The sequence below is a fragment of the Pseudomonas sp. B8(2017) genome, assembly GCF_002113575.1.
Classification (GTDB): domain Bacteria; phylum Pseudomonadota; class Gammaproteobacteria; order Pseudomonadales; family Pseudomonadaceae; genus Aquipseudomonas; species Aquipseudomonas putida_Z.
The window spans coordinates 509,646-536,240 of the sequence record NZ_NEIO01000002.1; the positions used below are offsets into that span (position 1 = coordinate 509,646).

26 protein-coding genes are annotated in these 26,595 nt (G+C 65.1%); 14 read left to right on the top strand and 12 right to left on the bottom strand.

The genetic code is table 11. The annotated features are described in order from the left end of the window. Positions 1 to 109: 109 nt before the first annotated feature. The gene (gene cysS / locus CAG22_RS05755; RefSeq protein WP_025338944.1) at positions 110 to 1,492 is read right to left on the bottom strand and encodes a cysteine--tRNA ligase; all 1,383 of its coding nucleotides are present in this window, start codon (positions 1,490 to 1,492) and stop codon (positions 110 to 112) included. Positions 1,493 to 1,501: 9 nt separating this feature from the next. Beyond that, entirely contained in the window at positions 1,502 to 3,205 is a 1,704-nt protein-coding gene (locus CAG22_RS05760; RefSeq protein ID WP_085704854.1) for a glutamine--tRNA ligase/YqeY domain fusion protein, read from the bottom strand. A gap of 247 nt (positions 3,206 to 3,452) precedes the next feature. Between CAG22_RS05760 and CAG22_RS05765 the strand changes: the two genes are divergently transcribed. After that, on the top strand, positions 3,453 to 3,953 hold the full coding sequence (locus CAG22_RS05765) for a peptidylprolyl isomerase (protein ID WP_025338942.1): 501 nt from the start codon (positions 3,453 to 3,455) through the stop codon (positions 3,951 to 3,953). Beyond that, on the top strand, positions 3,950 to 4,672 hold the full coding sequence (locus CAG22_RS05770; protein ID WP_085704856.1) for a UDP-2,3-diacylglucosamine diphosphatase: 723 nt from the start codon (positions 3,950 to 3,952) through the stop codon (positions 4,670 to 4,672). Before CAG22_RS05765 ends, CAG22_RS05770 begins: the two co-directional genes overlap by 4 nt. 113 nt (positions 4,673 to 4,785) lie before the next feature. Here CAG22_RS05770 and CAG22_RS05775 read toward each other — a convergent pair whose 3' ends face one another. Then, on the bottom strand, positions 4,786 to 7,098 hold the full coding sequence (locus CAG22_RS05775; protein ID WP_085704858.1) for an acylase: 2,313 nt from the start codon (positions 7,096 to 7,098) through the stop codon (positions 4,786 to 4,788). A 195-nt stretch (positions 7,099 to 7,293) separates the two neighbouring features. Between CAG22_RS05775 and CAG22_RS05780 the strand changes: the two genes are divergently transcribed. Then, complete coding sequence (locus CAG22_RS05780; protein WP_025338939.1) at positions 7,294 to 7,668, top strand: fe2+ zn2+ uptake regulation protein; 375 nt, start codon at positions 7,294 to 7,296, stop codon at positions 7,666 to 7,668. A gap of 36 nt (positions 7,669 to 7,704) precedes the next feature. Here CAG22_RS05780 and CAG22_RS05785 read toward each other — a convergent pair whose 3' ends face one another. Continuing rightward, complete coding sequence (locus CAG22_RS05785) at positions 7,705 to 7,893, bottom strand: hypothetical protein (protein ID WP_003248064.1); 189 nt, start codon at positions 7,891 to 7,893, stop codon at positions 7,705 to 7,707. A gap of 151 nt (positions 7,894 to 8,044) precedes the next feature. On the opposite strand from CAG22_RS05785, the gene CAG22_RS05790 reads away from it, so the two are divergent. The 4 genes from CAG22_RS05790 to CAG22_RS05805 all read left to right on the top strand — a co-directional run bounded on the left by CAG22_RS05790 (position 8,045) and on the right by CAG22_RS05805 (position 10,489). Beyond that, positions 8,045 to 8,503 carry a hypothetical protein gene (locus tag CAG22_RS05790; RefSeq protein WP_085616552.1) on the top strand — a complete coding sequence of 153 codons (459 nt, stop codon included), beginning with the start codon at positions 8,045 to 8,047 and terminating at the stop codon, positions 8,501 to 8,503. 251 nt (positions 8,504 to 8,754) lie between these two features. Further along, positions 8,755 to 9,135, top strand: coding sequence for a Mor transcription activator family protein (locus CAG22_RS05795; RefSeq protein ID WP_046616589.1), 381 nt, complete (start codon positions 8,755 to 8,757; stop codon positions 9,133 to 9,135). A gap of 64 nt (positions 9,136 to 9,199) precedes the next feature. Continuing rightward, positions 9,200 to 9,859 carry a DUF2589 domain-containing protein gene (locus tag CAG22_RS05800; protein ID WP_085704860.1) on the top strand — a complete coding sequence of 220 codons (660 nt, stop codon included), beginning with the start codon at positions 9,200 to 9,202 and terminating at the stop codon, positions 9,857 to 9,859. Between the two features lie 75 nt (positions 9,860 to 9,934). Beyond that, a complete protein-coding gene (locus CAG22_RS05805; RefSeq protein ID WP_025338935.1) occupies positions 9,935 to 10,489 on the top strand; it encodes a DUF2589 domain-containing protein in 555 nt (184 codons plus the stop codon). A 19-nt stretch (positions 10,490 to 10,508) separates the two neighbouring features. On the opposite strand, the gene CAG22_RS05810 is transcribed toward CAG22_RS05805, so the two are convergent. The 3 genes from CAG22_RS05810 to CAG22_RS05820 are packed head-to-tail and all read right to left on the bottom strand — an operon-like array spanning position 10,509 to position 16,625. After that, complete coding sequence (locus CAG22_RS05810; RefSeq protein ID WP_085704862.1) at positions 10,509 to 14,183, bottom strand: translocation/assembly module TamB domain-containing protein; 3,675 nt, start codon at positions 14,181 to 14,183, stop codon at positions 10,509 to 10,511. Further along, entirely contained in the window at positions 14,180 to 15,922 is a 1,743-nt protein-coding gene (locus CAG22_RS05815; protein WP_085704935.1) for an autotransporter assembly complex family protein, read from the bottom strand. The genes CAG22_RS05810 and CAG22_RS05815 overlap by 4 nt, the downstream gene beginning before the upstream one ends. 52 nt (positions 15,923 to 15,974) lie before the next feature. Next, a complete protein-coding gene (locus CAG22_RS05820) occupies positions 15,975 to 16,625 on the bottom strand; it encodes an N-acetyltransferase (RefSeq protein WP_075045090.1) in 651 nt (216 codons plus the stop codon). A gap of 132 nt (positions 16,626 to 16,757) precedes the next feature. Between CAG22_RS05820 and xthA the strand changes: the two genes are divergently transcribed. After that, the gene (xthA, locus tag CAG22_RS05825; protein ID WP_025338931.1) at positions 16,758 to 17,570 is read left to right on the top strand and encodes an exodeoxyribonuclease III; all 813 of its coding nucleotides are present in this window, start codon (positions 16,758 to 16,760) and stop codon (positions 17,568 to 17,570) included. Between the two features lie 143 nt (positions 17,571 to 17,713). Here the strand turns inward: xthA and CAG22_RS05835 are convergent, their stop codons facing one another. Continuing rightward, on the bottom strand, positions 17,714 to 18,466 hold the full coding sequence (locus tag CAG22_RS05835; protein ID WP_025339389.1) for an anti-sigma factor: 753 nt from the start codon (positions 18,464 to 18,466) through the stop codon (positions 17,714 to 17,716). Beyond that, on the bottom strand, positions 18,463 to 18,984 hold the full coding sequence (locus CAG22_RS05840; protein ID WP_013972484.1) for a sigma-70 family RNA polymerase sigma factor: 522 nt from the start codon (positions 18,982 to 18,984) through the stop codon (positions 18,463 to 18,465). Before CAG22_RS05840 ends, CAG22_RS05835 begins: the two co-directional genes overlap by 4 nt. Positions 18,985 to 19,108: 124 nt before the next feature. Between CAG22_RS05840 and CAG22_RS05845 the strand changes: the two genes are divergently transcribed. The 4 genes from CAG22_RS05845 to CAG22_RS05860 all read left to right on the top strand — a co-directional run bounded on the left by CAG22_RS05845 (position 19,109) and on the right by CAG22_RS05860 (position 22,608). Then, the gene (locus CAG22_RS05845; RefSeq protein ID WP_075045377.1) at positions 19,109 to 20,161 is read left to right on the top strand and encodes a catalase family peroxidase; all 1,053 of its coding nucleotides are present in this window, start codon (positions 19,109 to 19,111) and stop codon (positions 20,159 to 20,161) included. Then, complete coding sequence (locus tag CAG22_RS05850) at positions 20,158 to 20,691, top strand: cytochrome b (RefSeq protein WP_085704864.1); 534 nt, start codon at positions 20,158 to 20,160, stop codon at positions 20,689 to 20,691. Before CAG22_RS05845 ends, CAG22_RS05850 begins: the two co-directional genes overlap by 4 nt. Positions 20,692 to 20,775: 84 nt before the next feature. Continuing rightward, a complete protein-coding gene (locus tag CAG22_RS05855; protein ID WP_085704866.1) occupies positions 20,776 to 21,981 on the top strand; it encodes an MFS transporter in 1,206 nt (401 codons plus the stop codon). Between the two features lie 81 nt (positions 21,982 to 22,062). Next, positions 22,063 to 22,608, top strand: a complete 546-nt coding sequence (locus CAG22_RS05860; RefSeq protein WP_003248033.1) for a cupin domain-containing protein — start codon at positions 22,063 to 22,065, stop codon at positions 22,606 to 22,608. Between the two features lie 220 nt (positions 22,609 to 22,828). On the opposite strand, the gene CAG22_RS05865 is transcribed toward CAG22_RS05860, so the two are convergent. Together CAG22_RS05865 and CAG22_RS05870 are read right to left on the bottom strand one after the other, a co-directional pair. Beyond that, positions 22,829 to 23,443, bottom strand: a complete 615-nt coding sequence (locus CAG22_RS05865; RefSeq protein WP_085704868.1) for a 2-hydroxychromene-2-carboxylate isomerase — start codon at positions 23,441 to 23,443, stop codon at positions 22,829 to 22,831. 29 nt (positions 23,444 to 23,472) lie between these two features. Beyond that, the gene (locus CAG22_RS05870) at positions 23,473 to 24,204 is read right to left on the bottom strand and encodes an SDR family oxidoreductase (RefSeq protein WP_013972478.1); all 732 of its coding nucleotides are present in this window, start codon (positions 24,202 to 24,204) and stop codon (positions 23,473 to 23,475) included. 89 nt (positions 24,205 to 24,293) lie between these two features. Here CAG22_RS05870 and CAG22_RS05875 point away from each other — a divergent pair, with 89 nt between their 5' ends. Next, the gene (locus tag CAG22_RS05875; protein ID WP_085704870.1) at positions 24,294 to 24,857 is read left to right on the top strand and encodes a TetR/AcrR family transcriptional regulator; all 564 of its coding nucleotides are present in this window, start codon (positions 24,294 to 24,296) and stop codon (positions 24,855 to 24,857) included. Continuing rightward, positions 24,844 to 25,437, top strand: a complete 594-nt coding sequence (locus CAG22_RS05880; RefSeq protein WP_085591238.1) for a DUF4157 domain-containing protein — start codon at positions 24,844 to 24,846, stop codon at positions 25,435 to 25,437. Before CAG22_RS05875 ends, CAG22_RS05880 begins: the two co-directional genes overlap by 14 nt. A 113-nt stretch (positions 25,438 to 25,550) precedes the next feature. On the opposite strand, the gene CAG22_RS05885 is transcribed toward CAG22_RS05880, so the two are convergent. After that, positions 25,551 to 26,543 carry a bile acid:sodium symporter family protein gene (locus CAG22_RS05885; protein ID WP_015270181.1) on the bottom strand — a complete coding sequence of 331 codons (993 nt, stop codon included), beginning with the start codon at positions 26,541 to 26,543 and terminating at the stop codon, positions 25,551 to 25,553. Between the last annotated feature and the right edge of the window lie 52 nt (positions 26,544 to 26,595).

Sequence of the window (26,595 nt, forward strand, 5' to 3'; positions counted from 1 at the left end):
CGCCGGCAAGCCAGCTCCCACAGGGAGTGCGCAGTTCTTCAGTATTGCGCGGTTCCTGTGGGAGCTGGCTTGCCGGCGATGGGCTGCGCAGCAGCCCCGATGACATCGATCAGTCAGCCAGACGCCAGGTAGTCCCACCCTTGCTGTCTTCCAGCACCACACCCATGGCGGTCAACTGGTCGCGAATGCGGTCGGACTCGGCCCAGTTCTTGTCCGCACGCGCCTGCAGGCGCGCCTGGATCAAGCCCTCGACCTCAGCGGCATCCACCTTGCCTTCGGCACCGGCACGCAGGAAGTCATCGGCTTCCAGCTGCAGCACACCCAGCACATCACCCAGCTCGCGCAGGCGACCGGCCAGGCCGGCAGCGGCCTCCAGGTCGCTGTCGCGCAGGCGGTTGATCTCGCGCACCAGGTCGAACAGCACGGCGCAGGCTTCGGGGGTGCCGAAGTCGTCGTTCATGGCCACGCTGAAGCGCTCGACAAACTCTTCGCCACCCTTGGCCGCCACCCGTGGCAAGCCGCGCAAGGCGTGGTAGAAGCGTTCCAGTGCGCCCTTGGCATCGCGCAGGCTGTCTTCCGAGTAGTTGATCGCGCTGCGGTAGTGGCTGGCCACCAGCAGATAACGCACCACTTCAGGGTGGTACTTCTCGAGCACGTCGCGGATGGTGAAGAAGTTGTTCAACGACTTGGACATCTTCTCGCCATTGATCCGGATCATGCCGCAGTGCATCCAGGCGTTGGCGTACTGCTTGCCGGTGGCCGCCTCGCTCTGGGCAATCTCGTTCTCGTGGTGCGGGAACTCCAGGTCGCTGCCGCCGCCGTGAATGTCGAAGCTTTCACCCAGGCAGCAGGTGGACATCACCGAGCACTCGATGTGCCAGCCCGGACGCCCCGGGCCCCATGGCGATTCCCAGCTCGGCTCGCCCGGCTTGACGCCCTTCCACAGCACGAAGTCCAACGGGTCCTGCTTGGCTTCGTCGACCTCGATACGGGCACCGATGCGCAGGTCTTCGATCTTCTTGCGCGACAGCTTGCCGTAACCAACGAACTTGCCGACGCGGTAGTACACGTCGCCATTGCCCGGTGCGTAGGCATAACCCTTGTCGATCAGGGTCTGGATCATCGCGTGCATGCCGGCGATATGGTCGGTGGCACGCGGCTCCTGGTCCGGCGGCAGGATGTTCAGGCGGCGCTCGTCTTCGTGCATCGCGTCGATCATGCGGGCGGTCAGGGCGTCGAAGCTTTCGCCGTTCTCGTTGGCCCGGTTGATGATCTTGTCATCGATGTCGGTGATGTTGCGCACATAGGTCAGCTCGTAGCCGCTCTTGCGCAGCCAGCGGGTGACCAGGTCGAAGGCCACCATGCTGCGGCCATGGCCCAGGTGGCAGTAGTCGTATACGGTCATGCCGCACACGTACATGCGCACCTTGTTGCCATCCAGCGGCTTGAAGGTTTCCTTCGCTTTGCTCAGCGTGTTGTAGATGGTAAGCACGGCGGTTCCTCAGCTGCCCCAGGAGTCACGCAGGGTGACAGTGCGGTTGAACACCGGGCGGCCCGGCTGGCTGTCTTTCAGGTCGGCGCAGAAGTAACCTTCGCGTTCGAACTGGAAGCGGTCCTCGGGCTGCGCCTGGGCCAGCGACGGCTCGGCACGGCAGCCGCTGAGCACTTGCAGCGAGCCTGGGTTGATGTTGTCCAGGAAGCTGCCGCCCTCCTCGGTCTTTTCCGGGTTCGGCGAGCGGAACAGGCGGTCGTACAGGCGCACTTCGCACTCGACGCTGCCCTCGGCCGGCACCCAGTGGATCACGCCCTTGACCTTGCGGCCTTCCGGGTTCTTGCCCAGGGTGTCCGGGTCGTACGAGCAGCGCAGCTCGACGATGTTGCCGTCGGCATCCTTGATCGCCTCGTCGGCGCGGATCACGTAGCTGCCGCGCAGGCGCACTTCACCGGCCGGTTCCAGGCGCTTGTAGCCCTTCGGCGGCTCTTCCATGAAGTCGTCGCGGTCGATGTACAGTTCACGGGAGAACGGCAGCACGCGCACGCCCATGTCTTCCTTCGGGTGGCGCGGCAGTTCGAGCTGCTCGACCTGGCCTTCGGGGTAGTTGGTGATGACCACCTTCAGCGGGCGCAGCACGCACATGGCGCGCGGTGCGGTGCGGTCCAGGTCGTCACGGATGCTGAACTCGAGCATCGACATGTCGACCACACCGTCGGAACGGTTGGTGCCGATCATTTCGCAGAAGTTGCGGATCGAGGCCGGGGTGTAGCCACGGCGACGGAAGCCGGACAGGGTCGACATGCGTGGGTCGTCCCAGGCTTCGACGTGCTTTTCGTCCACCAGCTGCTTGAGCTTGCGCTTGGAAGTGATGGTGTAGTTCAGGTTCAGGCGGCTGAACTCGTACTGGCGCGGGTGTGCCGGCACCGGCAGGTTGTCGAGGAACCAGTCGTACAGCGGACGATGCCCTTCGAACTCCAGGGTGCAGATCGAGTGGGTGATGCCCTCGATGGCGTCCGACTGGCCGTGGGTGAAGTCGTAGTTCGGGTAGATGCACCACTTGTCACCGGTCTGGTGGTGGTGGGCATGGCGGATACGGTACAGGATCGGGTCGCGCAGGTTCATGTTCGGCGAGGCCATGTCGATCTTGGCCCGCAGCACGCGCTCGCCATCCTTGAACTCGCCGGCCTTCATGCGGGCGAACAGGTCGAGGTTCTCGTCAACGCTGCGCTCGCGGAACGGGCTGTTCTTGCCCGGCTCCTTGAGGTTGCCACGGTATTCCTTGGCCTGCTCTGGGGTAAGGTCGCAGACGTAGGCCTTGCCACGCTTGATCAGCTCGACCGCCCAATCATGCAGCTGGTCGAAGTAGTCGGAGGCGTAGCGCACGTCGCCGGCCCAGTCGAAGCCCAGCCACTTGACATCGCTCTGGATGGCGTCGATGTACTCCTGGTCTTCCTTGGCCGGGTTGGTATCGTCGAAACGCAGGTGGCAGACGCCCCCGAATTCCTTGGCCAGGCCGAAGTTGACGCAGATCGACTTGGCGTGACCGATGTGCAGGTAGCCATTGGGCTCCGGCGGGAAACGGGTGACGATGCTGCTGTGCTTGCCCGAGTCCAGGTCGGCCTGGATGATCGGCCGCAGGAAGTTCGCAGGGACAGCGGGGGCGCCTTTGGCAGCGGCGTTGGGCGCGTTGTCGGCAGTGGGCTTGCTCATAGGATCCTTGAATGCACGTGTCCGGCCTGGGTAGGCCGATTGAATCAAAGGGCCTATCATAGCCGAAGCAGTCAAGCTGCTGACAGTCGGGCCCGGACAAACTGGCGTGATTTATCACGGCTTTTTGCCGCAGCCTGGCAAAATGGCCAGTGCGCGCCATGTGTCGCGATCGCCTGATCCTGCGTCAGGTGATAACCCGCGCCCTGCGCACCCTAATTCCGATTGCCTTGAAAGAGCGAGTTTCAGCATGTCCAAAGTCAAACTGAGCACCAACCACGGCGACATCGTCCTGCAACTGGACGCCGAGAAAGCGCCGCTGACTACCGAAAACTTCGTTCAGTACGTCAAGGACGGCCACTACAATGGCACCGTGTTCCACCGTGTGATCAAGGGCTTCATGATCCAGGGCGGCGGCTTCGAGCCTGGCATGAGCCAGAAGAAGACCCGCGCCAGCATCCAGAACGAAGCCGACAACGGCCTGAAGAACAAGAAGTACAGCATCGCCATGGCCCGTACCATGGAGCCGCACTCCGCCTCGGCGCAATTCTTCATCAACTCGTCCGACAACGACTTCCTCAACCACAGCGGCAAGAACGTGCAGGGCTGGGGCTACGCGGTATTCGGCGAAGTGATCGAAGGCCGTGAAATCGTCGACGCCATCGAAAAGGTCGCCACCGGTTCCAAGGCTGGCCACCAGGACGTGCCGAAGGACGACGTGGTCATCGAGAAAGCCGAGATCGTTGAGTGATCCTGCTGATCTCCGATCTGCACCTGCAAGAAGAACGCCCGGACATTACCCGGGCGTTTCTTGATCTGCTCGATGGCCGTGCCCGCCACGCCAAGGCGTTGTACATCCTTGGCGACTTCTTCGAAGCCTGGATCGGCGACGACGCCATGACGCCCTTCCAGCAGTCGGTCTGCCAGGCCATGCGGCGGCTGAGCGACAGCGGCACGGCCATCTACCTGATGCATGGCAACCGTGATTTCCTGATTGGCCAGGCCTTCTGCGACGCTGCGGGCTGCACGTTGCTGCACGACCCCAGCGTGATCGAGCTGGGTGGTGAGCAGGTGCTGCTGATGCATGGCGATACCCTGTGCACCCGCGACCTGGCCTATATGAAAATGCGCCGCTTGCTGCGCAACCCGCTTAGCCTGTGGGTGTTGCGGCACCTGCCGCTGTCGGCCCGCTACAAGCTGGCACGCAAGCTACGCAGCGAAAGCCGCTCGCAAACGCGGATGAAGTCCACCGAGATCGTCGATGTCACGCCGGAGGAAGTGCCGAAGGTGATGGCGGCGCATGGTGTACGTACCTTGGTGCATGGGCATACCCATCGGCCGGCGATACACAAGCTGTTGGTCGACGGGCAACCGGCACGGCGTATCGTGCTGGGCGACTGGGACCGCCGTGGCTGGGCCTTGCAGGTTGACGAGCAAGGGTTTCAGCTGGCGCCGTTCGAGTTTTCCTGAGCGACCGAGTCGCCTTCTTCGCGGGCACGCCCGCTCCCACAGGTACCGCACCGCTTGTAGCCCTGGTGCAGTACCTGTGGGAGCGGGCGAGCCCGCAAAGAGGCCGGCATGCCTTACTGCTGGACCACCGCCCCCTTGTCCCGCTCGCTGATCACCACTTCCCGATACTCCGGGTCAGCCTTGATCTGCGCCTCGGTAAACGGAATCACCGCCAGTTTTCCGGCCGCAAACGCCTTGGTCTGGTCACCGGCATGCACCGAAGCCGCTTCACTCGACTGGGAAAACGCCAACAGCCCACGGGCCTGCGGCCCCTTGTCGGTAAAGCTGACCAGTTGCAGGTAGCTGGTACCACTGACCACCAGCCGCTTGCCCTGCCCGTGCGGCACGCTGTAGATCGCGTTGTACACGCCCAACGCCTGCGGGCCACCCGGCACCGGCGTGCCATCGCTCGCCTGTTGCACCTGCCCCCAGCGCGCCTCCCCTGCCATGCCGCTGTCACGCACCTGCTTGAGCGACGCCAGCGCGGCCTGGTGCAGCAGCTTGCGCACGGCCGCCTGCTCTACCGCCAGCCCGCGCGGGGTGTGCTGCGGGTCGGCCGGGTCGAAGGCCACCCGCCAGCTTTCCGGGTGCTCGGCCAGGGCATCGAACAGGTTCTGGAAATGCACCAGGCCAATGCCGCTGCCCAGGTCAGCCTTGCCATTCCAGGCCGCCAGGCTGCTGCATACCGCCCGCACGTCCACGTCGGCACCCTTGCACCATTGCAGCAGGTCAGGCAGTAGCAGGCTGGCCAGGTAGACCTCGTCATCGGTCACCATGCGCTGCAGGTCGTCAACGCCCAGGCGGGCCGTACCCTGCAGGCGTTGCAGGGCAAAGCGGCCACGCATGCCCAGCGGCTGGTCACTGCGGCTTACCAGCGGCGAGTAACCGGTCAGCGGCTGCGCCGGGTTGGCCATCCAGGCCGGGTCGTTGGAGTTCTGCACGAAATCCTCGCGCTCCAGGCTCGGCAGCAGCCGCGCGGGGAAGATCCCCGGCTGTGCGGCCTGCGCATCGACCTTCCACTGGCACGCGCTGCGTGATCCATCCAGTACCACCAGGCGCCCTTGTGCCTGTGGGTTGCTGCACGCACTCAGCAGTTGCTGATCCACATAAGGCACCACTGACTGGTTCAGGTACAAGGCCTTGCCTGCCGAGTCCACCGCCAGTGTGTTGACCCAGGGAATACCCTGCAGCTGTTCGACCGAGCCTTTCAACGTAGCCAGGCTGTCGGCATGGTTGATCTGGTACCACTGCTGCAACACCCGAGTGTTCTCGAGGTTGGCGTCGCGCAGGCTGTAGGCGGCATGCGCATCCCAGTCCAGGCGACCCGGCCATTGCACCACCGGGCCGAACTGCGAGCTGTAGACCTGGCGCTGTACCTGGCTCAGGCTGCCATCCTCGGCCTTGACCGCAACGCTGACGGTTTGCCGGGCCAGCGGCAGCGACTTGCCATCGAGCAGGTAACGGGTCGGGTCCTTGGGGTCGAGTTGCAGGCGGTACAGGGTGAAGTGCTTCGATGTGTCGACGGTGTGCGTCCAGGCCAGATGCTGGTTGAAACCGATGTTGACCACCGGCAGGCCCGGCAATGCCGCCCCCATCACATCGAGCTGGCCGGGAATGGTCAGCTGCATCTGGTAGAAGCGCATGCCCCCCATCCACGGGAAGTGCGGGTTGGCCAGCAACAGGCCGCGGCCATTGGCCGAACGTTGCGCCCCGACGGCCACCGCATTGCTACCGCGTTCCGTGGCAAAACGCTGCTGCCTGGCCAGCGCCGCGGCAAACCCTGCCGGCGCCTGCTGGCTGGCCAGCGTTGGCGGTTGCGCCCCCGCCAGCGCTTCGACGAACTGCCCGACACCGCCTTCGGCGAGTAGCCGGCGGGTCAGCTTGATCAGGTCCTCGCTGCTGATCGGCCGCAGCCACTCGCCGTTGCCACATTCGGCAGGCAACCCCTGGCTGCGGCGCTCGGCGAGCGCCCGGTTGTAGCCGCTGGCATAACCTGCCAGCAGCGCCTGTACTGGCGCTGGCTGCGCCTGCAAGAACGCCTCGACTGCCGCCGGCGTGTTGAGCCAGGCGAAGAACACATCGCTGGCCAGGTTGTCACGCTGCTCCAGGGTCTTGCCCTTGGCACCGAAGTAGCGTGAGCGCTCGCCACTCACGGTCAGCACTTCATTGGCCAGCAGGCACAGGTTGTCCTGGGCGTAGGCGTAGCCGATGCCATAGCCCAGGCCGCGCTCGTCCTTGGCCACGATGTGCGGCACCCCGTAACTGGTTCGTCGAATCTGCGCACTGGCATCGGCGGCGGCGGACTGCACCGGCACTGCGCCGACGTTGAAGGCTACCAGGGCGGCGACCAGGCCAGCGCAAGTCATGGGACGGGAAAGTGGAAACACGGGCACTCCTCGGGTTCGGGGGTCATCCCGATCAGACGAATGGCCAGATGAAAATTTTACGTATTACCAGGCAATGAAACGTCTTGAACAGAACCAGGCTTTTTTTTGCGCGTGGGCTGCAGTTTTTCCGTTCTCATTCGTCCTAGTAAGTGAGGCACCCAAATTTCGGGTTCGTCCACGAAAAGGAGCATTCACATGTACAACCCGCAACCCTCGATCCAGGCTGGGCGCGTCCCAGGCAAAGCGCCCAGGGAACAGGACGTTTTTGCTGACGAACGCATCGGCAACGAACAAATCCGCGAGCTGTTGCGCAGTTTCGGCTTGCGTACCAGCCTGATCCGCCTCAAGGTCATCGATGCCTTGCACGCCGCCGACCGCAATGGCCGCAGCATTGGCGTGCGCGGCGTGCACGCGCAACTGGAACAGCTGGATATCCCGCTGTCGTTCCTCAGCGTGCGCGAAGTGCTCAAGCGGCTGTGCAGCGAGGGCGTCATCCAACTGGGCAGCGACAAATGCTACAGCCTCGACCCGCAGGCACGCGCCGTGCTGGAGCGAACGCCTGTGCGCTGAGCGCATGGCCGGCCATACCTGGCCGGCCCGCCAGGATCAGGGCTTGACCTTGCGCCGCAGGATGCCGTTGATCACCACGACCACCACGGCGATGGCAATGGCCAGCATCTGGAAGGTCTGCTCACTGATCGTGCCCTGCTTCTGCAGGTGGGACAGGCCCAGCATCAGACCCAGTACCACCAGGATGATCAGAAGGGAATATTTGAGGCGCTGCACGTGTGTCATCGAAGGTTCCTTGCAACATCAGGGGCAAATGGCTCGCAACGAGCCGCGGCAATGATACAACGGCCACCGGCCCCGGCGCTGCATTTCCTGCTGGGTGGGGCGGCGCCTGCCTGAAAGCATGGGGCTCCCAAGCACCCATGCCGGAGGCACCATGTACAAACCCCTTCTGTTCGCGTCGCTATTGCTGACCCCCTTTTCCCTTCATGCGCTGGACACCCGCCAGACCTCGGCCGAGCAACTGCTCGAACTGGGCCGCGAACTGGCTGGCCAAGCTGGCGCCAGCCAATGGCAACAACTGTGGCAGCGCGTGCGCCAGGCCGGTTACCTGCAGGCAAAAGGTGCGTCGGTGCATTTCAGTGTCCCCCTGGCGCAACTGCCCGAGCTGGCCCGGCAAACCCTGGCCCAGGCCGACCAGGTACAAGCGCAGCAGCAGACCCAGGCACTGTACCGCCGCAGCTTTGCCGACCAGGTCATCGGCCACCGTGACGGGCAGCCGCTGCATGCGCTGTGCCTGCTGGTCGATTGGCGCACGCTGCCACAAGGCATGCGCGACTCCCCCCAGGCCTACCTGCGCAGCGCCAGCCTGCTGAGCAGCTATCCGTGCGATTGAGGGTTACCACACCCAACGCGCTGCACAGGCAGTGACGTGATGGGAAATCACCCGCCACAGCCAAATGTTGAAGCCATGTCCTACAACGCCGGATATCGCTGCCTGCAAAACCTGTTCGCGGAAGCTACAAGCCCCAACCCATATGGCGCCTAGCGACATGCCTCGGCTGTCACAGAAAATTCAGCCACACCTTCGACATAACGCCGCTGGTGATCGGTTAGCACAGCCCATCCGTCCCGAAGGAGCGCCATATGCAACTGCCAGACTTGAGCCACATCGATATCAGCCAACTGCCCCACTCGCTGCAGGCCCTGATCGACTGCATCGGCATCGACAACGCCTACCAGCTGACCTGCGCCTACGGCGGCAGGCCCAAGTACATCCCCAAGCACCGCGAGCGCACCAAGCTTGCCGACGTGCTGCCGGCCGAAGCGCTCGACGCACTGATCAAGCGCTTTGCCGGTGTCGCCCTGGAAATTCCCAAGGCTGACCATTTCATGCGCCAGTTGCGCAACCTGCAGATCCAGAAGGAAAGCGCCAGCGGCTTGTCTCGCAGCCTGCTCGCTGACAAGTACGGCCTGAGCCTGCGCCAGATCGGCAACATCCGCCGCCAGGAACATTGCGCGCGCTAAAGCCCAGGCATCGTGACCACGATTGATAGCCACGTTTTGAACTCAACCAGAAGAGAACCCAGCAATGTCGATAGATAACAGCCTCATCGGTTCCGTAATCAATGCCTTGCCGATGGACCGCATGATCGCAGGCCCCCTGCAGGCCATGGTCCAGGCCCAGGTCACGGCCAGCAAATCCTACGCCGACTTCCTGATGCAGGTGTGCGTCCAGGACGGCAAGGCCGTGGCCATCCAGTTCGACTACGACGAAACCATCGTCGACGAACAAGGCGAGTACAAGGGCGTGGTCAGCAAGACCATGAAAGTGCCGCTGGTGGCAGCCATCACCCACCCGAACATTTCCATCGAAGAAGGTAATGTCGAGTTCGAACTGGTCATCAACCAGATGTCGGAAGACGTTTCCAGCAAGGACATGAATGCCGAGGCAAGCGGTTCGCTGGGCTGGGGGCCGTTCAGGCTCAACGTGAAAGGCAGCGTCAGCCACAAGTCCACGCAAACCCGCAAGACTGACACCCGCGCCCGCTACGCCTTCAACACGACCTTGAAGCGCCAGGACCCGCCTGAAGCGATGATGCGGGTGATCGACTTCCTGACCGACGCCGCGACAAAGCCGACCGTGGTCAAAACCGCCACACTGGAAAGCCAGGACTTGATTTCCCAGGCCGATACCTTGAAGAACCCTGCGGCCGACGGCGCTCCGGCCCTCGGCACCGCCACCTCTTGAGGCGCACCTCCCCGCCCCGAACAGCCCCCCTGACCAGCAACAGGGGGGCACCACCTGGCCTGAGGAGTCGAAGCATTGGATAAATCCCCCGCCCCCATGACTTCCATCGACCTGCGCGAAATCACCCGTGGCCTGCAGGAAGCCGCCAGTGCTACCAACAGCCTGATCGCGCAGCAGTACATCAACCTGTTCGACCAGTTCTTCGAATGCGACACCGAAGCGTTGGGCGCGCCCATGAAAGCCAAGATGGTCGAAGTGGCCATGGACGGCCAGCACATCATGCGCGTACCGCTGTTCGCGTTGGTGTCGCCCAAGGGCCTGGCCCTCGAGCGCATGCAGGTCGACCTTTCGGTAAGGGTCAAAGGCACCGAAGCACAGCAGGCACTGCTGACCGCAGGCGAAAACAAGGCGGCCAGCTTCAAGGTGACCATCGGTGGCCAAAGCCGTCAGGGCGACAACCGTGACCCCGATGAAGTGCAGATCCGCATGCAGTTCCAGGCCAGCGAACCACCAGAAGCCCTCAACCGGCTGATCGAGGAGTACACCAGCCTGATCATCCCAGTACGCGCCCCCAGCCCGCCGCCCTCGCCCGACACCAATGAGTTCATCGAGGCGGCCATCGTCCGTTGACGGCCGCCCCCGCGACGGCTCAGAAGTCGCGCTTGTAGAAGATGTCCAGTGAGCTGGCCAGCCCGCTGGCAGCCTCGAGGTAAACCTTCTTGCTCAGCTTGTAGCGCAATGCAATGGTGTTCGCAGGCTCGAACACCCCCACCCCATAGCGCAGGCTCAGTTTCTCGGTGAGGTTGCCGCTGGCGACCACGCTGGTGGTATTGCCCGAACCTTCGGTGTCCAGCTGGAAGTCGTCGATACCCAGGCTCGAGGCCAGGCTGCCGGTGATCCCCGCGCTACCCGCCAGGCCCAGGCCCAAGGCCGCTTCGGCAAGCATGTTGTTGTCTTCGCCGGACGCGCCCAGAGGCCGCCCCAGTACCAGGTACGACAGCGCCTGCTCCTGGCTCATGGCCGGCTCCGAGAACACTTTGCTGGTGGGCTGCTCGGCACTGCCGCTCAGGCGGATACCGGCAATCACGTCGTCGACCTTGCGGATCGCTTCAATGTCCAGGTACGGCTGGTCGATCGGGCCTGCGAACAGCAGCCGCGCACGGCGAATGGTCAGGCGCTGGCCGTAGGCACGGTAGCGGCCATCGGCCAGGCTCAGCTCGCCACGGGTGTCGAGGTTGTCGCCGATGTGCACATGGCCGAGCAGGTTGGCCTTGAGGCCAAAGCCACTGAACGAAAGCTTGTCGCGGCCCACTTCGACATCGATGTCCATGGCCATCGCCATGGGTGGCTTGCCCTCTTCGGTCTGGTGGCCGACGATCACCGTGTCATCCGAGACCTTGACAGTGGATGGTGGCAGCTCGCGTACAATGATCGTGCCCTTGGGCACCTGTACCTTGCCGGTCACCGCCAGCTTGTCGTCGATCAGGCGCAAGGTCAGGTCCGGGGCGACCTCCAACGTCGCATAGGGCTCGACCGTGACGGGCAGTTGCTGGCCCTGCAGACGCAGGTCCATGCCCAGTGCCTGGCCCCAGGTGAGGTTGCCATTCAACTGGCCACGCCCCACCTCGCCACTGCGCCAGCCGCCATTGAGCTGTACCTGCTCGCCGGCAATCAATGCCTGCAATGACAGGTCCTCGAGGCTGACCGGCAGCTCGGCACCGCTGACTTCGCCACCGCTGAGCATCAGGTTGCCGTTGACCTGCGGCGCCAGCAAGGTGCCCGACAGCCGGCCACTGCCATTGAGCTGCCCGGCCAGGCGCTCGACCATAGGCACGAACGGGCGCGCCACCGACAGGTCGAGACCGGCAAGGCGGAAATCACCCGACAGCGGTTTGTTCTTGCCCAGTGGATCGAGGCGGGTGTTGACGTTCAGCTCGCCCAGGCGCTCGCCGCGGAACGCCAGGCGGGTATCGATGCGCCGTGGCGCCAGCATGCTGTCCAGGCGCAGGGCCTGGTACGGGAAGTCGACCCAGCGGTCCTTGTCGCGCACGCGCAGGGTACCGCCACTGGCGTCGACGACGATGTTGCCCTTGGGGCCGCTGGCCGGGATATCCAGATTGATGTCGGCATTGAGCAGGCCCTGCCAGGCGAAGTCCTTCGGCAGCCACTGGGCCAGGCTGTCCAGCGGGAACTGCTTGAGGTGGTAGCGCAAGCGTGGCTCGGGGGCCAGACGCTGGTCGTCGCCACACAAGCTGGCCTGGCCGGAGCGCCAGCAGTGCGCAGCAAAGTCCAGCTGGCCGCTGGCCAGCCGCTGCAGGCGCGCCGGTGCCTGCAACTGCCAGTCCTGGCCGCCGGCCTGGATCCGCCCACTGGCCAGGCGCCCACGCCAGTCCCCCTTGTTCAACTGGCCGTCCAGGCCGAGGTCGAGCTTGAGCTGCGGGCCGTCCAGCGCCAGGGTCAACGCTTGCTGGCGAATGTCGCCTTTGCCGTTGGCCTGCAAGGTGCCCAATACCGTGTCACCCAGGTGAATGCCGCTGGCCTTGAGTTCGATCACGCCGCGCTGGGCGTTGTCCAGGCGGGCATCCAGGTCCAGCTGCTGCAAGCGGTTTTCCGCCTGGGCCAGCCGCTGGCCCTGCAGGGTCAGCGTACCTTGCGGGGCCTGCAAGGTGCCAGCGACGTCCAGCCGACCCTTGACCTGGCCCTGCAACCTTGGCCACAACTGGCCCAGGCGCGGCAGGTCGAGGTCGACCCGCCCGGCCAGGCGCTGCTGCAGGCTGCCACTGCCATTGATGCGGTTATCCCCCAGCTGGATTGCCAGGGCGCCCAAGGTCCAGCTCTGCCCTGCCCCCTGGGCCTCGACCTTGAGCATTGCCGGCTGGCCGCGCAGGCGGCCTTTCAGGTCAAGCTGGGCATCGAGGCTCAGGGCGTCGCCTTTCATCTGGCCTTTGCTGCGCAGCGGCCCCGCCAGGGTACCCGGCAGCTCGGCCAGCCAATAGGCCGGGTCGAGCGCCGACAACTGCAGGTCGACATCCCATGCCAGGGTGTCGGCAAAGCGTACGGCGACACTGCCGGCAGCCTTGCCTTGCCCGGCGCTCAGCGCCAACTGCGGCAGCTTCACCTGGCTCAGGTCACCTTCGAACGGGCTGGCCAGGCTGAACGCGCCGGCCGGGCCATCCAGGTCGCCATTGAAGGTGCCCTGGTAGTTGCCATCGCGATAATGCACCTGGGCCATGAACCGCTTGAGGGTAACCTCGGGCGGCGTCTCCAGTGGATACAGGCGCAGCCACGGGAAGTCCTGCCAGTCCAGTCGGGCGTCGGCGACCAGGCCTTGCTGCCAGTCAGCCGTGGCTTGCAACTTGACCCGCTGGGTATCGCTGGCTTTCAGGTCCAGGGCATCGAGCCTGGCGCCTTTGCTGTCGACCAGCCCGGACAACAGCAAGGCGATCGGCGACTGCTCGGCCGGCAGGCTGGCCGACCCCGACAGTTGATAGCCCTTGAGCAGGTCGCCCCGGGCGTCGAGCTTGAGCTGGTTGAACTGCACGGTGTCGGGCAACGAGGCGGCCGGCTTGAATGCCTCGGAGCGGATCTGCAAGGTCGCCGGCAGGTGCTCGGCCAACGCCTGCAATTGCCCGTTCAGCGTGGCGTCAAGGTAACCACTGCTGGTGCCGGCGAGTTTCAGGGTTTTCTGCAGCTCGCCGGTGGCGGTCAGCGCCAGCTGCCAAGGTTTGCCGTCCACCGCTGGCAGTTGCAGCTGCGCCTGGAGTTGCACCGGCCAGTCAGCTTCGGGCTGCAGGTCGCCCTGCAGGTTCAATTGCAGGTCATCGCGCTGCAGGTGCAGGCTGTCGATGCGCAGCCCTGTATTGGTCCAGTGCGCCGCCAGTTGCAAGTCGCCAAGCAGGTCGCTGCCATCCAGGCGCAACTGGCCAACCTTGACCTCTCCCAGTTCGATGGCCAGCGGCAAGCGCAGGGCAGGCAACTGCAGCGGGCCACTGTCGGCCGATTCGGCGCTGGGCGCGAAGGCCATGTCGATGCGCTGTGCCTGCAACTGGTCAATGCACAAGGTAGAGCGCAGCAGGCATGCCGGCGACCAGGCCAGCAGCGGTGCCTGCACCTCTACCGTGCTGCCGGCATCGGCCCAGCTCAGCCGGCTGGCTTGCCAGCTACCGGCCAGGCGGCCCTGGAAGTCAGCCACCTCAAGCCCGGGCACCTTGCCCAGCACCCAGCGGCTGCCGGCCTCGGTCCCCAGCAGCAGGCCGAGTACCAGGCCCAGGCTTGCGGTTACCCCGAGCAGGCCCGCCAGAATGTACTTGATCACGCGTTTCACAGCTCAGGCCCCATGGAAAAGTGCAGGCGAATTCCCCCTTCATCATCCAGCGCCTTGGCCAGGTCCAGGCGCAGCGGCCCGACCGGCGACACCCAGCGCACGCCAAAACCGACACCGGTCTTGAGGCTTGGCAGCTCCAGGTCGTTGAACGAGTTGCCCTGGTCGACGAAGGTTGCCAGCCGCCACTTTTCGGTCAGCGAATACTGGTACTCGACACTGCCGGCGACCAGGTAGCGCCCGCCAATGCGGTCGCCGTCGCTGTTCTTCGGCGACAGGGTCTGGTAGTCATAGCCACGCACGCTCTGGTCGCCACCGGCGAAGAAGCGCAGCGACGGCGGAATGTTGTTCTTGAAGCCATTGGTCGCGCTGCCACCGAACTGCACCCGGCCGAGCAAGCGGTGGTCATGGCCAAGCGTTGTCAGGCCCTTGAGCAGCACGTTGCCATGCAGCAGGTTGGTGTCCGAGACCAGCCCTTCCTTGGCCACCTGTACATCGAACTGCAGGCGGTAGCCGTTATGCGGGTCGATGCGGTTGTCACTGCGCAGGAAGGAGTAACTCACCCCCGGCATCAGCAGGTTGCTCAGCCCGGAGTCATCACCCAGGCGGTACTCCTCGCGCTGGTACTTGAGGGAAATCACCCGCTGCCAGCCGCTTGGCAGCTTGCTGTGCCACTCGGGACCCACCGTCAGCAGTTTGCTGAGGGTGTCGGTGCCGGCAATTTCTTCGTTCTGGTAACCGCCGGCAAAGCGCAACTTGTCGGTCAGCGGCGGGTCGAGCGGGATGTCGTACCAAAGGCCGACGTTCTGCCGGGGCGCCGACAGTTCGGTTTCCCAACCGTAGCTATGGCCCTGCGGGTTGACCCAGTGGCGGGTCCAGTTGGCCTTGCCGCGCGGCCCGACGTCGGTCGAGAAGCCCAGGCCCAGGCCCATGGTGCGCGGTTTGCGGGTTTCCAGGCGGACATCCACGGGGATTTCTTCGCCCACGGCGGCGGTGGGCGCCGCATCCACGCGCACGCCTTCGAAGTAGCCGCTCGATTGCAGGTCATTGTTCAGCTCGGCGATCAGTTCCGAGTCGTAAGGTGTACCCGGCTTGAACGAGACCATGCGCTGCAGCAGGTCGTCGTCCAGCGGTGTGTCGCCACCAAAGGTGACGGCGCCCAGGTGATAGCGCGGGCCGCTCTGGTAGACCAGTTCGATATCGGCCACACCCGCCTGAGGGTCGACCGCCAGGCGCTGGCGGCTGAAGCGCCCACTGAAGAAGCCATAGCGCGACGCCTGGTTCTGGATCAGCCGTTTGGCATCCTCGTAATGGCCATGGTTGAGTTGTTCGCCGGCGCGCAGGGCCTTGCTGTCGGGCACGCGAAAGGCCTTCATCTCGCTGGCGGGGCCTTCGATGCGTACGGTCACGTTGCGCAGGCGAATCGGCTCGCCGGGGTCGATGGTGATGATCAGTTGCGGGGAGCGGTCAGCCTCGCTGGCGGGCTTGACCTCTGTGTCGATCTGCGCCTGGTAGTAGCCAAGTGCCTGCGCGGCTTTGCGCGCCTGCTCCTGGGCGCCGCGACTGAAGCGCAGCAGCGCTTCTTCATCGCGGTCACCAAGGGTACCGATATAGCCTTCGACATTGGCCTTGAGCGCCTTGTTGGCCGGTTTGACCTTCACCAGCAACTCGCTCTGGCCCCATGCTGCGAAACTGGCGACCCAGATAACCAGGCCCCAGGTCAATCTTCCTGAATACGTCATGCGGCGCATGCTACCAGAGCCGGGCGCTCAAGGGAGCCGCCGCGCAGTCTGCTCAGGCAAAAGCAGAATTGGAAGAGACCGGGTTGGGATGGAAGAACACCCTCTCACGGATTGGTCCTACAGCCACCTCGCCAATTTCCTCATAGCCCTGGCGCTGGTAAAAGGCCAGGTAGTGCTCGTTGCCGGTGTCCAGCACCACACCCTGGGTACCAGGGTCGTCTGCGCACCAGTCATGCACAGCTTGTAACAATTGCTCGCCGTAGTGCTTGCCCTGAAATTGCGGGTGCACGCCCAACAGCGGCAGCACATGCACCTCGTCGGTGGGCAGGCAGGTGGCCAGGGCGGCCTGGTAGTCCATGTAACGGCGCGTACAGCGCAGGCCGGTGCCCATCATCATGCGCAGGCGCCAGGCCCAGCTGTCGGCCACGCCCAGCCGGCGCAGCGGCGGCACGATCAGGGCCAGGGCGATCAGGCGGTCCTCCACCAGCAGGCCGATGGCGGGCAGTTGCAGGTAGAAGTGCTGGCGTACCCACTCGCGCACCATCACCCGCAGGCGCCGCTCATAGCCTGGGCGCTGGGCCTCGAAGATATAGGCGAAGGTAGGTTCGTGACGGTAGGCGTTGTACAGCAACGAACGCGCCTCGCGGCTGTAGCCGTCATCGAGCAGGCAGACACGGGCCGGAGTGGCAGTGGTTTCGGGCATTGCGGGCAGTCCTCCTGGAATGGGCTTACAGTGCCCTGGGAAGGACGTTAGCAGCAGGCTCCCGAAGCCGCCATGCTGGTGATGGCAAGCGATGTCGGCTAGCATCGCGCCTTTTACCGGGATTATCTTTCCATGAAGATCGTCTGTTTCAACATCAACGGCCTGCGGGCCCGCCCGCACCAGCTGGCGGCGCTGATCGAAAAGCACCAGCCGGACGTGATCGGCCTGCAGGAAACCAAGGTCAGCGACGATCAGTTCCCGCTGGCCGACGTGCAGGCGCTGGGCTACCACGTGCATTACCACGGCCAGAAAGGCCACTATGGCGTGGCCCTGCTGTCGCGTCAGGCACCGCTGAGCCTGCACAAAGGCTTTGCCAGCGATGAAGAAGACGCCCAGCGCCGCTTCATCTGGGGCACCTTCGCCGATGCCGATGGCAACCCGATCACCATCATGAACGGCTACTTCCCCCAGGGTGAAAGCCGCGACCACCCCACCAAGTTCCCTGCCAAGCAGCGCTTCTACAGCGACCTGCAGGCGCTGCTGGAAGGCCAGTTCCGCAACGACCAGCCACTGCTGGTGATGGGCGACATGAATATCTCGCCGCAGGACTGCGACATCGGCATCGGCCCGGACAACGCCAAGCGCTGGCTCAAGACCGGCAAGTGCAGCTTCCTGCCGGAAGAGCGCGAGTGGATGGAACGTTTGAAAGGCTGGGGCCTGGTGGACAGTTTCCGCCACCTGTACCCGGAAGTTTCCGACCGCTTCAGCTGGTTCGACTACCGCAGCCGCGGCTTCGAGGACGAACCCAAGCGCGGCCTGCGCATCGACCTGATCATGGCCTCGCAGCACCTGGTGCCGCGGATCAAGGCGGCGGGTGTGGACTATGAACTGCGCGGGATGGAAAAGCCGTCGGACCATGCGCCGATCTGGCTGGAATTGAGCTGATCGCCAGCACCTGTAGGAGCGGCCTTGTGTCGCGATAGGGCCGCAACGCGGCCCCAGGATTTCAGCTTCGATGCACAAATTGCTGGGGCCGCCATGCGGCCCTTTCGCGACACAAGGCCGCTCCTACAGGGACCGCGCATCTGTTACAAACCCAACCGCAACGCCTCCCCCACCCCCGCCCCGCGCACATCGTCCGCCGCGCTGACCAGAGCAAAGTTGTAGGCCCCATGCGACCAATACCGCGCCTCCAGCTGGCCATCCACCCGCTGCCCGTCCGGCATGCGCCGATACTGATCACCTGGTGAGCGCAGGAACAGGCTGATGCGCTGGCCCTTGCCATCCTCGAACACCAGCAACGCCGCCGGCCCCTGCTCATTGCTCAGCAGGCGCGCGCCCACCGGTTTGAAGCCGTAGCCCGCCAAGTCCGGCAACTGGCCCACGCGGCTGAAGTGGCGCCCCAGCCAGTCACGCAACTGGCCCGGGTCGCTGGCCTGGATATCCAGCGCCTGGCTACCGGCAAACAAGCGGTGTGCCTGGACGGCATCGGCCATCGGCAGGTCGGCACGCGCCAAGGTCGCGTCGCGCACCTGCCACCCACCCAGGCCACCCACGCCCAACGCCAGCAGCAACACCGCCGCCGTGGCCCAGCGGCGCTGGCGGCGTTGGCGCAATTGCCGGCGCAACTGCCCCAGGTCCAGCTGCGCCGCCCCGGGCACTTCGCCAAACCCGGCCAGTGCCGTGCGCAGGCGGCGGGCGTCGGCACGCCAACCCTCGACCTTGGCCGCGGCCTGCGGGTTGGCCGCCAGCCAGGCCTGCACCTCGGCCCGGCGCACAGGCTCCAGGCGCTCGTCGACGTAAGCGTGCAGTTCGTCTTCGCTGGGGATCAGGCGCGTCATTTCAGTCTCCGCAAGGCCGGGGGCTGCGGGCTGCCCTCGGTCAGTTCGCGCAAGGCATTGCGGGCGCGCGACAGGCGCGACATCACAGTGCCGATAGGGATACCCAGGGCCTGGGCGGCCTCCTTGTAGCTCAAACCCTCGATGCTGACCAGCAGCAACAGCGCACGCTGTTCTGCCGTGAGCCGGGCGAAAGCCTGCAGGTCGGCCTGGGCCAGGACAATGGCCTCGAGGTTGCCGCCAACCGGCTCGTCGTCGCGCTCACCACGGCCGAACCAGGACAGCCAGCGCGCATGCAGGCGTTCGCGGCGCTTGCCGTCGAGGAACAGCCGATAAAGGATGGTGAACAGCCAGGCCCGCAAGGCATCGGCGTCGCGTTGCTGGTCGCGCCGGCTCAAGGCCCGCTCGACCGTGGCCTGCACCAGGTCGTCGGCGCTGCCCGGCTCGCGGGTCAGCCATACGGCAAAGCGGCGCAGGCGGGCCAGCAGCTCGCGCCACTGGTGGTCGTCCAGATCATGCATGGCAAAGTCCCGGCCTCTGGGGCTGTCAGTGTAAGAGGCAGACGCCTGTGAGGAAATTCTATTCCCGGCGAGGGAATAAGTTTTTCCCTGCGCCGTCGTACCGGCACCTTCACCGAACCGGACAATGACCATGAACTCACCCCTGCACGGCCCGGCCAAGGCCCTGCGCCTGGCCGCCATCGGCGCCGTGATGCTGGGCGCGGGCGCCGCCTTTGCCTATGCCGCCGGCTGGCTTGGCGAAACCCGCCTGACCCCGCAGCGCATCATCGACACCTTCGAAGCCCAGGCCGGGCATTACCCGGGTTACCGCAAGAACCACGCCAAGGGCCTGTGCGTCAGCGGCTACTTCCAGCCCAGCGGGCAGGCCGCCAGCCTGTCCACGGCACGGGCGTTCAGCCAGCCGCGGGTGCCAGTGATCGGCCGCTTCGCCATCGGCGGCGCCAACCCGTTCGCGCCGGATACCGGCATACCGGTGCGTAGCCTGGCCATCGAGCTGAGCACCGACGACGGGCAGGTCTGGCGTACCGGCATGAACAACCCGCCGGTGCTGGCGGTAAGCACGCCACAAGCCTTCTATGAACAGGTGCTGGCGGGGGCGCCAGACCCGGCCACCGGCAAGCCGGACCCGGGCAGACTGCAGGCGTTCTTCGCCGCCCACCCGGAAAGCGCGGCGTTTCGCCAATGGGCGGCGGGTTACAAGCCCAGCAACAGCTTCGCCAGCACGCAGTACCACAGCATCAACGCCTTCCGCCTGATCGATGCAAGCGGCGCGGCCCACCCCGTGCGTTGGCAACTGGAGCCGCAAACAGCGTTTGCCGCCCTGCCTGCCCAAGTCGATGACAAACAGTTCCTGCAGCACGACCTGCAGCAAAGGCTGGCCCAAGGCCCGCTGCGCTGGACCCTGCGCCTGGTGCTGGCGGAACCTGGCGATGCGGTGGACGACCCGGCCAGCCCCTGGCCTGCCGAACGACGCAGCGTGGACGCCGGCACGCTGGTACTGGAGCAGGTCGACGGCCCCGAGCAAGGTGCCTGCCGTGACCTCAACTTCGACCCACTGATCCTGCCCCGGGGCATCCAGGCCTCCGCCGACCCGATCCTCGCCGCCCGTTCGGCCGCCTACTCGGAATCCTTCAATCGCCGCAGCCGCGAATCGCTCGGCACCGGAGCCCACCCATGAAAACCGACGCCTTCCACCCCCTCGCCCGCCTGTTGCACTGGCTAATGGCCGTGCTGATCCTGGCCATGTTGTTCATCGGTGTGAGCATGGTCGCCGACCTGTCGCCGCGCCACCCCGTGCTGATCGGGTTGCACAAGGCAACCGGCCTGGCCCTGCTGGTGCTGGTGCTGCTGCGCATTGCCGTTCGCCTGGCCCTGCCCCACCCAGCCCTGCCGCACGACCTGCCCACACTGCAACGCTGGGCCGCCGGGGCCTCGCACCTGCTGCTCTATGGCCTGATGCTGGCCATGCCGCTGCTGGGCTGGGCCATGCTGTCGGCCGGTGGCTACCCCCGCCCGCTGGGCTTGCCGGCGATTGCCCCGCATGACCTGCAGTTGTACGCCGTGCTGCGTCAGGCCCATGGCTGGGCCGGCTACCTGCTGTTCGCCACGGTGCTGGTGCATGTGGGTGCGGCCTTGATGCATGCGTGGGTGCGCCACGATGGTGTGTTGCGTAGCATGTGGCCTGGCCCACTGCGCCGCAGCGAATGAAGCTCGGCAGCCCAGGGGGTCGACAATCGATAACAATTCCCAACAAGATCGGCTTTCTATTTGCCGTACCCCCTGGACTGACCTATGAACGTCGCAAAGGATCCTGCCACCCTTGTACCCGCCAGCGCCCTGGACTTGCGTCCGCTGCTGCTGGCCAACATGGCCTGTACCATGTCGATGATGGCCTTCGTCGCCCTGATCGGCCCGATCGCCCGCCAGCTCGGAATGGCCACCTGGCAAGCCGGTGCCGCCGTGACCGTGGCGGGCGTGGTCTGGGTGCTGCTGGCCCGGCCCTGGGGGCGCGCCGCAGACCGCCTGGGCCGTCGGCGCATCCTGCTGCTGGGCAGCGCCGGTTTCACCCTTGCCTACTGGCTGCTGTGCCTGTTCGTCGAAGGTGCGCTGCGCTGGCTGCCGGGGGCGACCCTGGCCTTTATCGGCCTGATGGTCGCGCGCGGCTGTATCGGCGCCTTCTATGCTGCCATCCCGGTGGGCTGCAATGCGCTGATCGCCGACCATGTCGAACCGCAACGCCGGGCCCGGGCCATGGCCTCGCTGGGGGCGGCCAACGCCGTCGGCCTGGTGGTGGGGCCGGCGCTGGCGGCGCTGCTGGCGCGGCATAGCCTGAGCCTGCCGTTCCATATCATGTCGCTGCTGCCGGCCAGTGCCTTCCTGGTCCTGCTGTTCACCCTCAAGCCGCAGGCGCTGCCGCACAGCCATGCCCCCAGCCCGGTGCGGCTGAACGACCCGCGCCTGCGTCGGCCCTTGCTGGTGGCGTTCAGCGCCATGCTCAGTGTCACGGTATCGCAGATCATCGTCGGTTTCTTTGCCCTCGACCGCCTGCACCTGGGCCCTGCCGAGGCGGCCCAGGCCGCCGGCATCGCCCTGACCACGGTGGGTGTGGCGCTGATCCTGGCACAGGTGCTGCTGCGCCAGCTGGAATGGCCGCCGTTGAAGATGATCCGGGTCGGCGCCACGGTTTCGGCCCTGGGCTTTGCCTGCGGCTCGCTGGCAACCACGGCGCCCTGGCTGTGGGCTTGCTACTTTGTCGCGGCGGCGGGCATGGGCTTTGTCTTCCCGGCGTTTTCGGCGCTGGCGGCCAATGCCATGCATGCTTCCGAGCAAGGCGCCACGGCCGGCTCCATCGGTGCTGCCCAGGGCATGGGCGCAGTGATCGGGCCGCTGGCCGGCACCTTGGTTTATGCCGTCGATCCGCGCTTGCCATTCCTGGCGGTGGCGGCGCTGTTGCTGCTGGTCGGGTCATGGCCGATGCCCCGCGATCAGCGGGCCTGACAAGCACAGCGCGCAAGCGCGCAGAGTGTGTTTTAATGCGCATCGCTCATTATTATTGACACCTCTGATTACAAGGCGGCTATGGACACGGGGACGCGACTCAAACTGGTGCGTGAACGCAACAACCTCTCCCAACGGGAACTGGCCCGCCGCAGCGGGCTGACCAATTCGACGATCTCGCAGATCGAGCAGAATCGCGTCAGCCCTTCGGTCAGCTCCCTGAAAAAACTGCTCGAAGGCATTCCGATGAGCCTGGCGGAGTTCTTCAGTTTCGACGAGCCGGTGCGCGAAGAGCGCTACGTGTTCCGTGGCGGCGAGCAGCCAGACCTGGGCCGCAACGGCCTGCGCATGCTGCTGGTCGGCGCCAGTGTCGAAGGCCGGCAGATGCGCATGCTGCGTGAACTGTATGCACCGGGCGCCGATTCGGGCGAACCGATCGTGCATGCCGAGGGTGAAGAGTGTGGCCTGGTCACCCGCGGCACCGTCGAGTTGTGGGTCGATGGCCAGGTGAGCGTGCTCAACTCGGGCGACGGGTACTACATCCCCACTACCCTGCCGCACAGCTTCAAGAACATCGGCCCGGACGAGGCCGAGATCATCAGCGCCAACACCCCGGCTAACTTCTGATTGGGTGATGCAGGGGCTGCCCTTTCCCAGCCCCGACGTACGCGGTCTTTGTGGGAGATTGCCCAGCCCTTTGGGCTGCGCTGTCGCACAGGGAACAATATTCGAGAGCGTGTCACAATCCCTTGTGGGAGCGGGCATGCCCGCGAACACCGGCGCAGCCGGTGCCATACACCGCGTTGGCCGTTTCGCGGGCACGCCCGCTCCCACACCGCTTGTGCACTCAGCTGGAACGGCTACCGGCGCCCTGACACAGCGCCTCTTCGACAAAGTCCAAGCGGTCCTGCCCGAAGAACATCTCGTCACCGACAAAACAGGTCGGCGCGCCGAACACCCCGCGCTCCACTGCCTCTTCGGTCGCGTGCCTGAGCGCGGCCTTCACCTCGTCATCACCCGCCAGCGCGCGAAATGCCTGCGGGTCGAAGCCGCCTTGGCTCAGCGTGTCGTCGAGGACAGCGTTATCGCCCAGGTTGCGGCGCTGCGCAAACAGCCCATTGAACAGCACCGCCAGCAACGCCTCGAACCGCTCCGGCGAACGCAGCTGGGTGCCCACTGCCCCGCGCATCAGGGTCAAGGTATTGACCGGGAACCCCGGCGGTAACTCGAACGGTACTCCATAGCGCGCGGCGAAGCGCGCCAGGTCGGTGAACATGTAACGGCCCTTGGCCGGGATCATCACCGGCGAGGCGTTGCCGGTGGCCTGGAAAACCCCGCCCAGCAGCATCGGCCGGTAACGCAGCGTGGCACCCTGGCGGGCACACAGGCCAGGCAGTTGGGTCCAGGCCAGATAGCTGGCCGGGCTGCCCAGGTCAAAAAAGAAATCGACAGTCTTATGCATGGTTGCGGTCCTTGCTCGGAGAAAGGGGCTTACCAACGCTCCATCCAGGGGCGCAGGTCCAGCTCGAAGGTCCAGGCGTCGCGGGGCTGGGCGTGCAGGAACCAGTAGCTGTCGGCGATGTGGGCCGGGTCTAGGATGCCATCCTGGTCCTTGAGGGCATAGCGCTCGGGGAAAGTGTCACGGATGAAAGCGGTGTCGATGGCCCCGTCAACCACCACGTGGGCGACATGGATGTTCCGCGGCCCCAGCTCGCGCGCCATGCTCTGGGCCAGGGCGCGCAAGGCATGCTTGGCCCCGGCGAATGCCGCAAAGCCCGCCGCGCCACGGGTGCCGGCAGTGGCACCGGTGAACAGGATGGTGCCGCGCTCGCGCTGGACCATGCGCCGGGCCACCGCCTGGGCGGTGAGGAAACCGGCAAAACAGGCCATCTCCCAGATCTTGAAGTATTTGCGCGGGGTTTCCTCGAGAATGCTACAGGGCACATTGGCACCGATATTGAACACAAACGCTTCGATCGGGCCGATATCACGCTCGATGGTTTCGACCAGCGCCGCCACCTCCTCCTCCTTGCGCGCATCGGAGCCAAAACCGTGGGCCTGGCCGCCGGCAGCACGGATTTCGTCCAGCAGCGGCTGCAACTTGTCAGCCTGGCGCCGGGTAACACAGGCAATGTAGCCCTCGCGGGCAAAGCGCTTGGCGATCTCGCCGCCGGTAGCATCCCCCGCGCCAATCACGAGCACCACTTTTTGTTGTTCTGTCATGCCTGCCTCCATTGGTGAATGATCGTTTAGTAAACGAACGCTATGTTATGATCGCCGCCACCGTCAAGCCCGCCTGCAGAGGCAACTGAATGCGCTACACCAACGAACACAAGCAGCAAACCCGCGAGCGGCTGCTGGCCAGCAGCGGCTCGCTGGCCAAACGCGGGGGTTTTTCCAGCACCGGCGTGGCCGGGCTGATGAAGGCGATCGGCCTGACCGGCGGCGCCTTCTACAACCACTTCCCGTCCAAGGACGACCTGTTCACCGAGGTAGTGCGACAGGAACTGTGCAACAGCCCGCTGGCGCGCCTGGCCAACCAGGGCGCCAGCCGCGAACGCCTGGGCCGTTGCCTGCAGCAGTACCTGAGCCTGGCCCACCTGCACAATGCCGAAGGTGGCTGCCCGCTGCCGCCATTGGGGGTGGAGATTGCCCGGGCCGAAGCACCCGTGCGCGCCGTGGCCGAGCATTGGCTGGTGGAGCTGCACCAGGCCTGGAGCGAAACCCTGGAGGACGACGAATTGGCCTGGGTGCTGATCAGCCAGTGCGTCGGTGCCTTGCTGGTCGGGCGCATGCTGGCCACTGAAAGCGTGCAGTCGCAGGTACTGGACGCCAGCCGCAACTTTGTCGAGAAGGCCCTGCATGAAGCGGATTAGTCTACTGCTGGGGCTACTGCTGAGCCTGCCTGCACTGGCCGAACAGGCCTGCCCGCCAGGGCAGTACCAGGTGTGCCTGATGGGGTGTTTCTGTGCGCCCATCGACCCCGGCCAGGCCGGGCAGATTTTCAAGGATGTGGAAGTGTTGGCTTCGTCCAGCCTGACCTACGCCCTGCAGCAGGCCCGCGACGAAGCCACCGCCAGCGGCGTCGAGCCGATCCCGTTGCATATCCGTGCGCAACTCGAACCCTGGTACGACTTTGCCGTGCTCGACGCGGCGCGCTTCCGGGTGGGTGACGAACAGCAGATGAGCGCGGCCAATGCGCTGCTGCAGAACCCCGACGTGAACGCCGTGACGCTGATCGACACGATCATTTTCCGCCGCCCCGCCGATGCCGAGGACAACGTGGCGTTGTGGGCACACGAGCTCAAGCATGTGCAGCAGTATCAGCAGCTGGGTGTGGAAGAGTTCGCCCGGCGCTACACGCGCAACTACGACGACCTGGAAGCGCCGGCCTACAAGATCGAGGGCGAGGTAAGCAAGGCGCTGCGCGAGCGTGGTTCAGGGCAGGTCCGGTAAGTCTGGGGCTGCCTTGCAGCCCATCGCCGGCAAGCCAGCTCCCACAGGGACTGCACAGGCCTTGAGAGCTGTGCGGTCGAGGTGGGAGCTGGCTTGCCGGCGATAGGGCCCTGTCAGGATGCCGCCGAAGCTTCTTCAGCCACCTGCTCACGGCTGGCATAACGCTGCGCCAGCACCGCACAGACCATCAGCTGGATCTGGTGGAACAGCATCAGCGGCAGGATCATCGCGCCAATGCCACTGCCGACGAACAATACCTGCGCCATTGGCACCCCGGTAGCCAGGCTCTTCTTCGAACCGGCGAACAGGATGGTAATGCGGTCCTCCAGGTCAAAGCCCAGCAGCTTGCCGAGCAGCCGGGTACCGTACAGCACCACTGCCAGCAAAATCCCGCACACGGCAAACAACCCGGCCAGGTGCTGCGGCGATACCGTGTGCCACAGCCCGGTGACCACCGCCTCGCTGAACGCGGTGTAGACCACCAGCAGGATCGAGCCCTGGTCCACCACCTTGAGCCAGCGCGCATTGCGCTTGACCCACGCACCGATCCAGCGCCGGGCGACCTGCCCGGCCACGAACGGCACCAGCAGCTGCAGGGTGATCTTCAGCACCGCATCCAGGCCGGAACCGGTATCGCCGCTGGCCCCCAGCAACATCATCACCAGCAACGGCGTGAGGAAGATACCCAGCAGGCTGGATGCCGCCGCGCTGCAAATGGCCGCCGGCACGTTGCCACGCGCCAGCGAGGTGAAGGCGATGGCCGACTGCACGGTGGCCGGCAAGGCACACAGGTAGAGCACGCCAAGGTACAGCTCGTTGCCCACCAGCGGCACGAACAGTGGCTTGAACGCCAGGCCCAGCAACGGGAACAGCACGAAGGTGCAGGAGAACACCAGCAAGTGAAGGCGCCAGTGCCCGGCACCGGCGATGATCGCCTCGCGCGACAGCTTGGCGCCGTGCAGGAAGAACAGCAGGCCGATAGCCAGGTTGGTCAGCCAACCAAAGTACACCGCGCCGTCGCCCGAGCAAGGCAGCACGGTGGCAATCAGCACCACCCCGAGCAAGGCCAGGGTGAAATTGTCGAATAACATGCGCAAATACTTCATCACAGTTTCCGTCTTGTCATTGTGCAAGGGCAGACGATAAGGTCTTCGGTTT

Coding starts and splice junctions, on each gene's coding strand:
- CAG22_RS05820 (WP_075045090.1), bottom strand. CDS start 16,625: ATGCCCGAAACCACTGCCACTCCGGCCCGTGTCTGCCTGCTCGATGAC.
- CAG22_RS05885 (WP_015270181.1), bottom strand. CDS start 26,543: ATGAAGTATTTGCGCATGTTATTCGACAATTTCACCCTGGCCTTGCTC.
- CAG22_RS05855 (WP_085704866.1), top strand. CDS start 20,776: ATGAACGTCGCAAAGGATCCTGCCACCCTTGTACCCGCCAGCGCCCTG.
- CAG22_RS05845 (WP_075045377.1), top strand. CDS start 19,109: ATGACCATGAACTCACCCCTGCACGGCCCGGCCAAGGCCCTGCGCCTG.
- CAG22_RS05800 (WP_085704860.1), top strand. CDS start 9,200: ATGTCGATAGATAACAGCCTCATCGGTTCCGTAATCAATGCCTTGCCG.
- CAG22_RS05865 (WP_085704868.1), bottom strand. CDS start 23,443: ATGCATAAGACTGTCGATTTCTTTTTTGACCTGGGCAGCCCGGCCAGC.
- CAG22_RS05870 (WP_013972478.1), bottom strand. CDS start 24,204: ATGACAGAACAACAAAAAGTGGTGCTCGTGATTGGCGCGGGGGATGCT.
- CAG22_RS05880 (WP_085591238.1), top strand. CDS start 24,844: ATGAAGCGGATTAGTCTACTGCTGGGGCTACTGCTGAGCCTGCCTGCA.
- CAG22_RS05840 (WP_013972484.1), bottom strand. CDS start 18,984: ATGCATGATCTGGACGACCACCAGTGGCGCGAGCTGCTGGCCCGCCTG.
- CAG22_RS05815 (WP_085704935.1), bottom strand. CDS start 15,922: ATGACGTATTCAGGAAGATTGACCTGGGGCCTGGTTATCTGGGTCGCC.
- xthA (WP_025338931.1), top strand. CDS start 16,758: ATGAAGATCGTCTGTTTCAACATCAACGGCCTGCGGGCCCGCCCGCAC.
- CAG22_RS05795 (WP_046616589.1), top strand. CDS start 8,755: ATGCAACTGCCAGACTTGAGCCACATCGATATCAGCCAACTGCCCCAC.
- CAG22_RS05765 (WP_025338942.1), top strand. CDS start 3,453: ATGTCCAAAGTCAAACTGAGCACCAACCACGGCGACATCGTCCTGCAA.
- CAG22_RS05780 (WP_025338939.1), top strand. CDS start 7,294: ATGTACAACCCGCAACCCTCGATCCAGGCTGGGCGCGTCCCAGGCAAA.
- CAG22_RS05790 (WP_085616552.1), top strand. CDS start 8,045: ATGTACAAACCCCTTCTGTTCGCGTCGCTATTGCTGACCCCCTTTTCC.
- CAG22_RS05875 (WP_085704870.1), top strand. CDS start 24,294: ATGCGCTACACCAACGAACACAAGCAGCAAACCCGCGAGCGGCTGCTG.
- CAG22_RS05760 (WP_085704854.1), bottom strand. CDS start 3,205: ATGAGCAAGCCCACTGCCGACAACGCGCCCAACGCCGCTGCCAAAGGC.
- CAG22_RS05835 (WP_025339389.1), bottom strand. CDS start 18,466: ATGACGCGCCTGATCCCCAGCGAAGACGAACTGCACGCTTACGTCGAC.
- CAG22_RS05860 (WP_003248033.1), top strand. CDS start 22,063: ATGGACACGGGGACGCGACTCAAACTGGTGCGTGAACGCAACAACCTC.
- CAG22_RS05850 (WP_085704864.1), top strand. CDS start 20,158: ATGAAAACCGACGCCTTCCACCCCCTCGCCCGCCTGTTGCACTGGCTA.
- CAG22_RS05785 (WP_003248064.1), bottom strand. CDS start 7,893: ATGACACACGTGCAGCGCCTCAAATATTCCCTTCTGATCATCCTGGTG.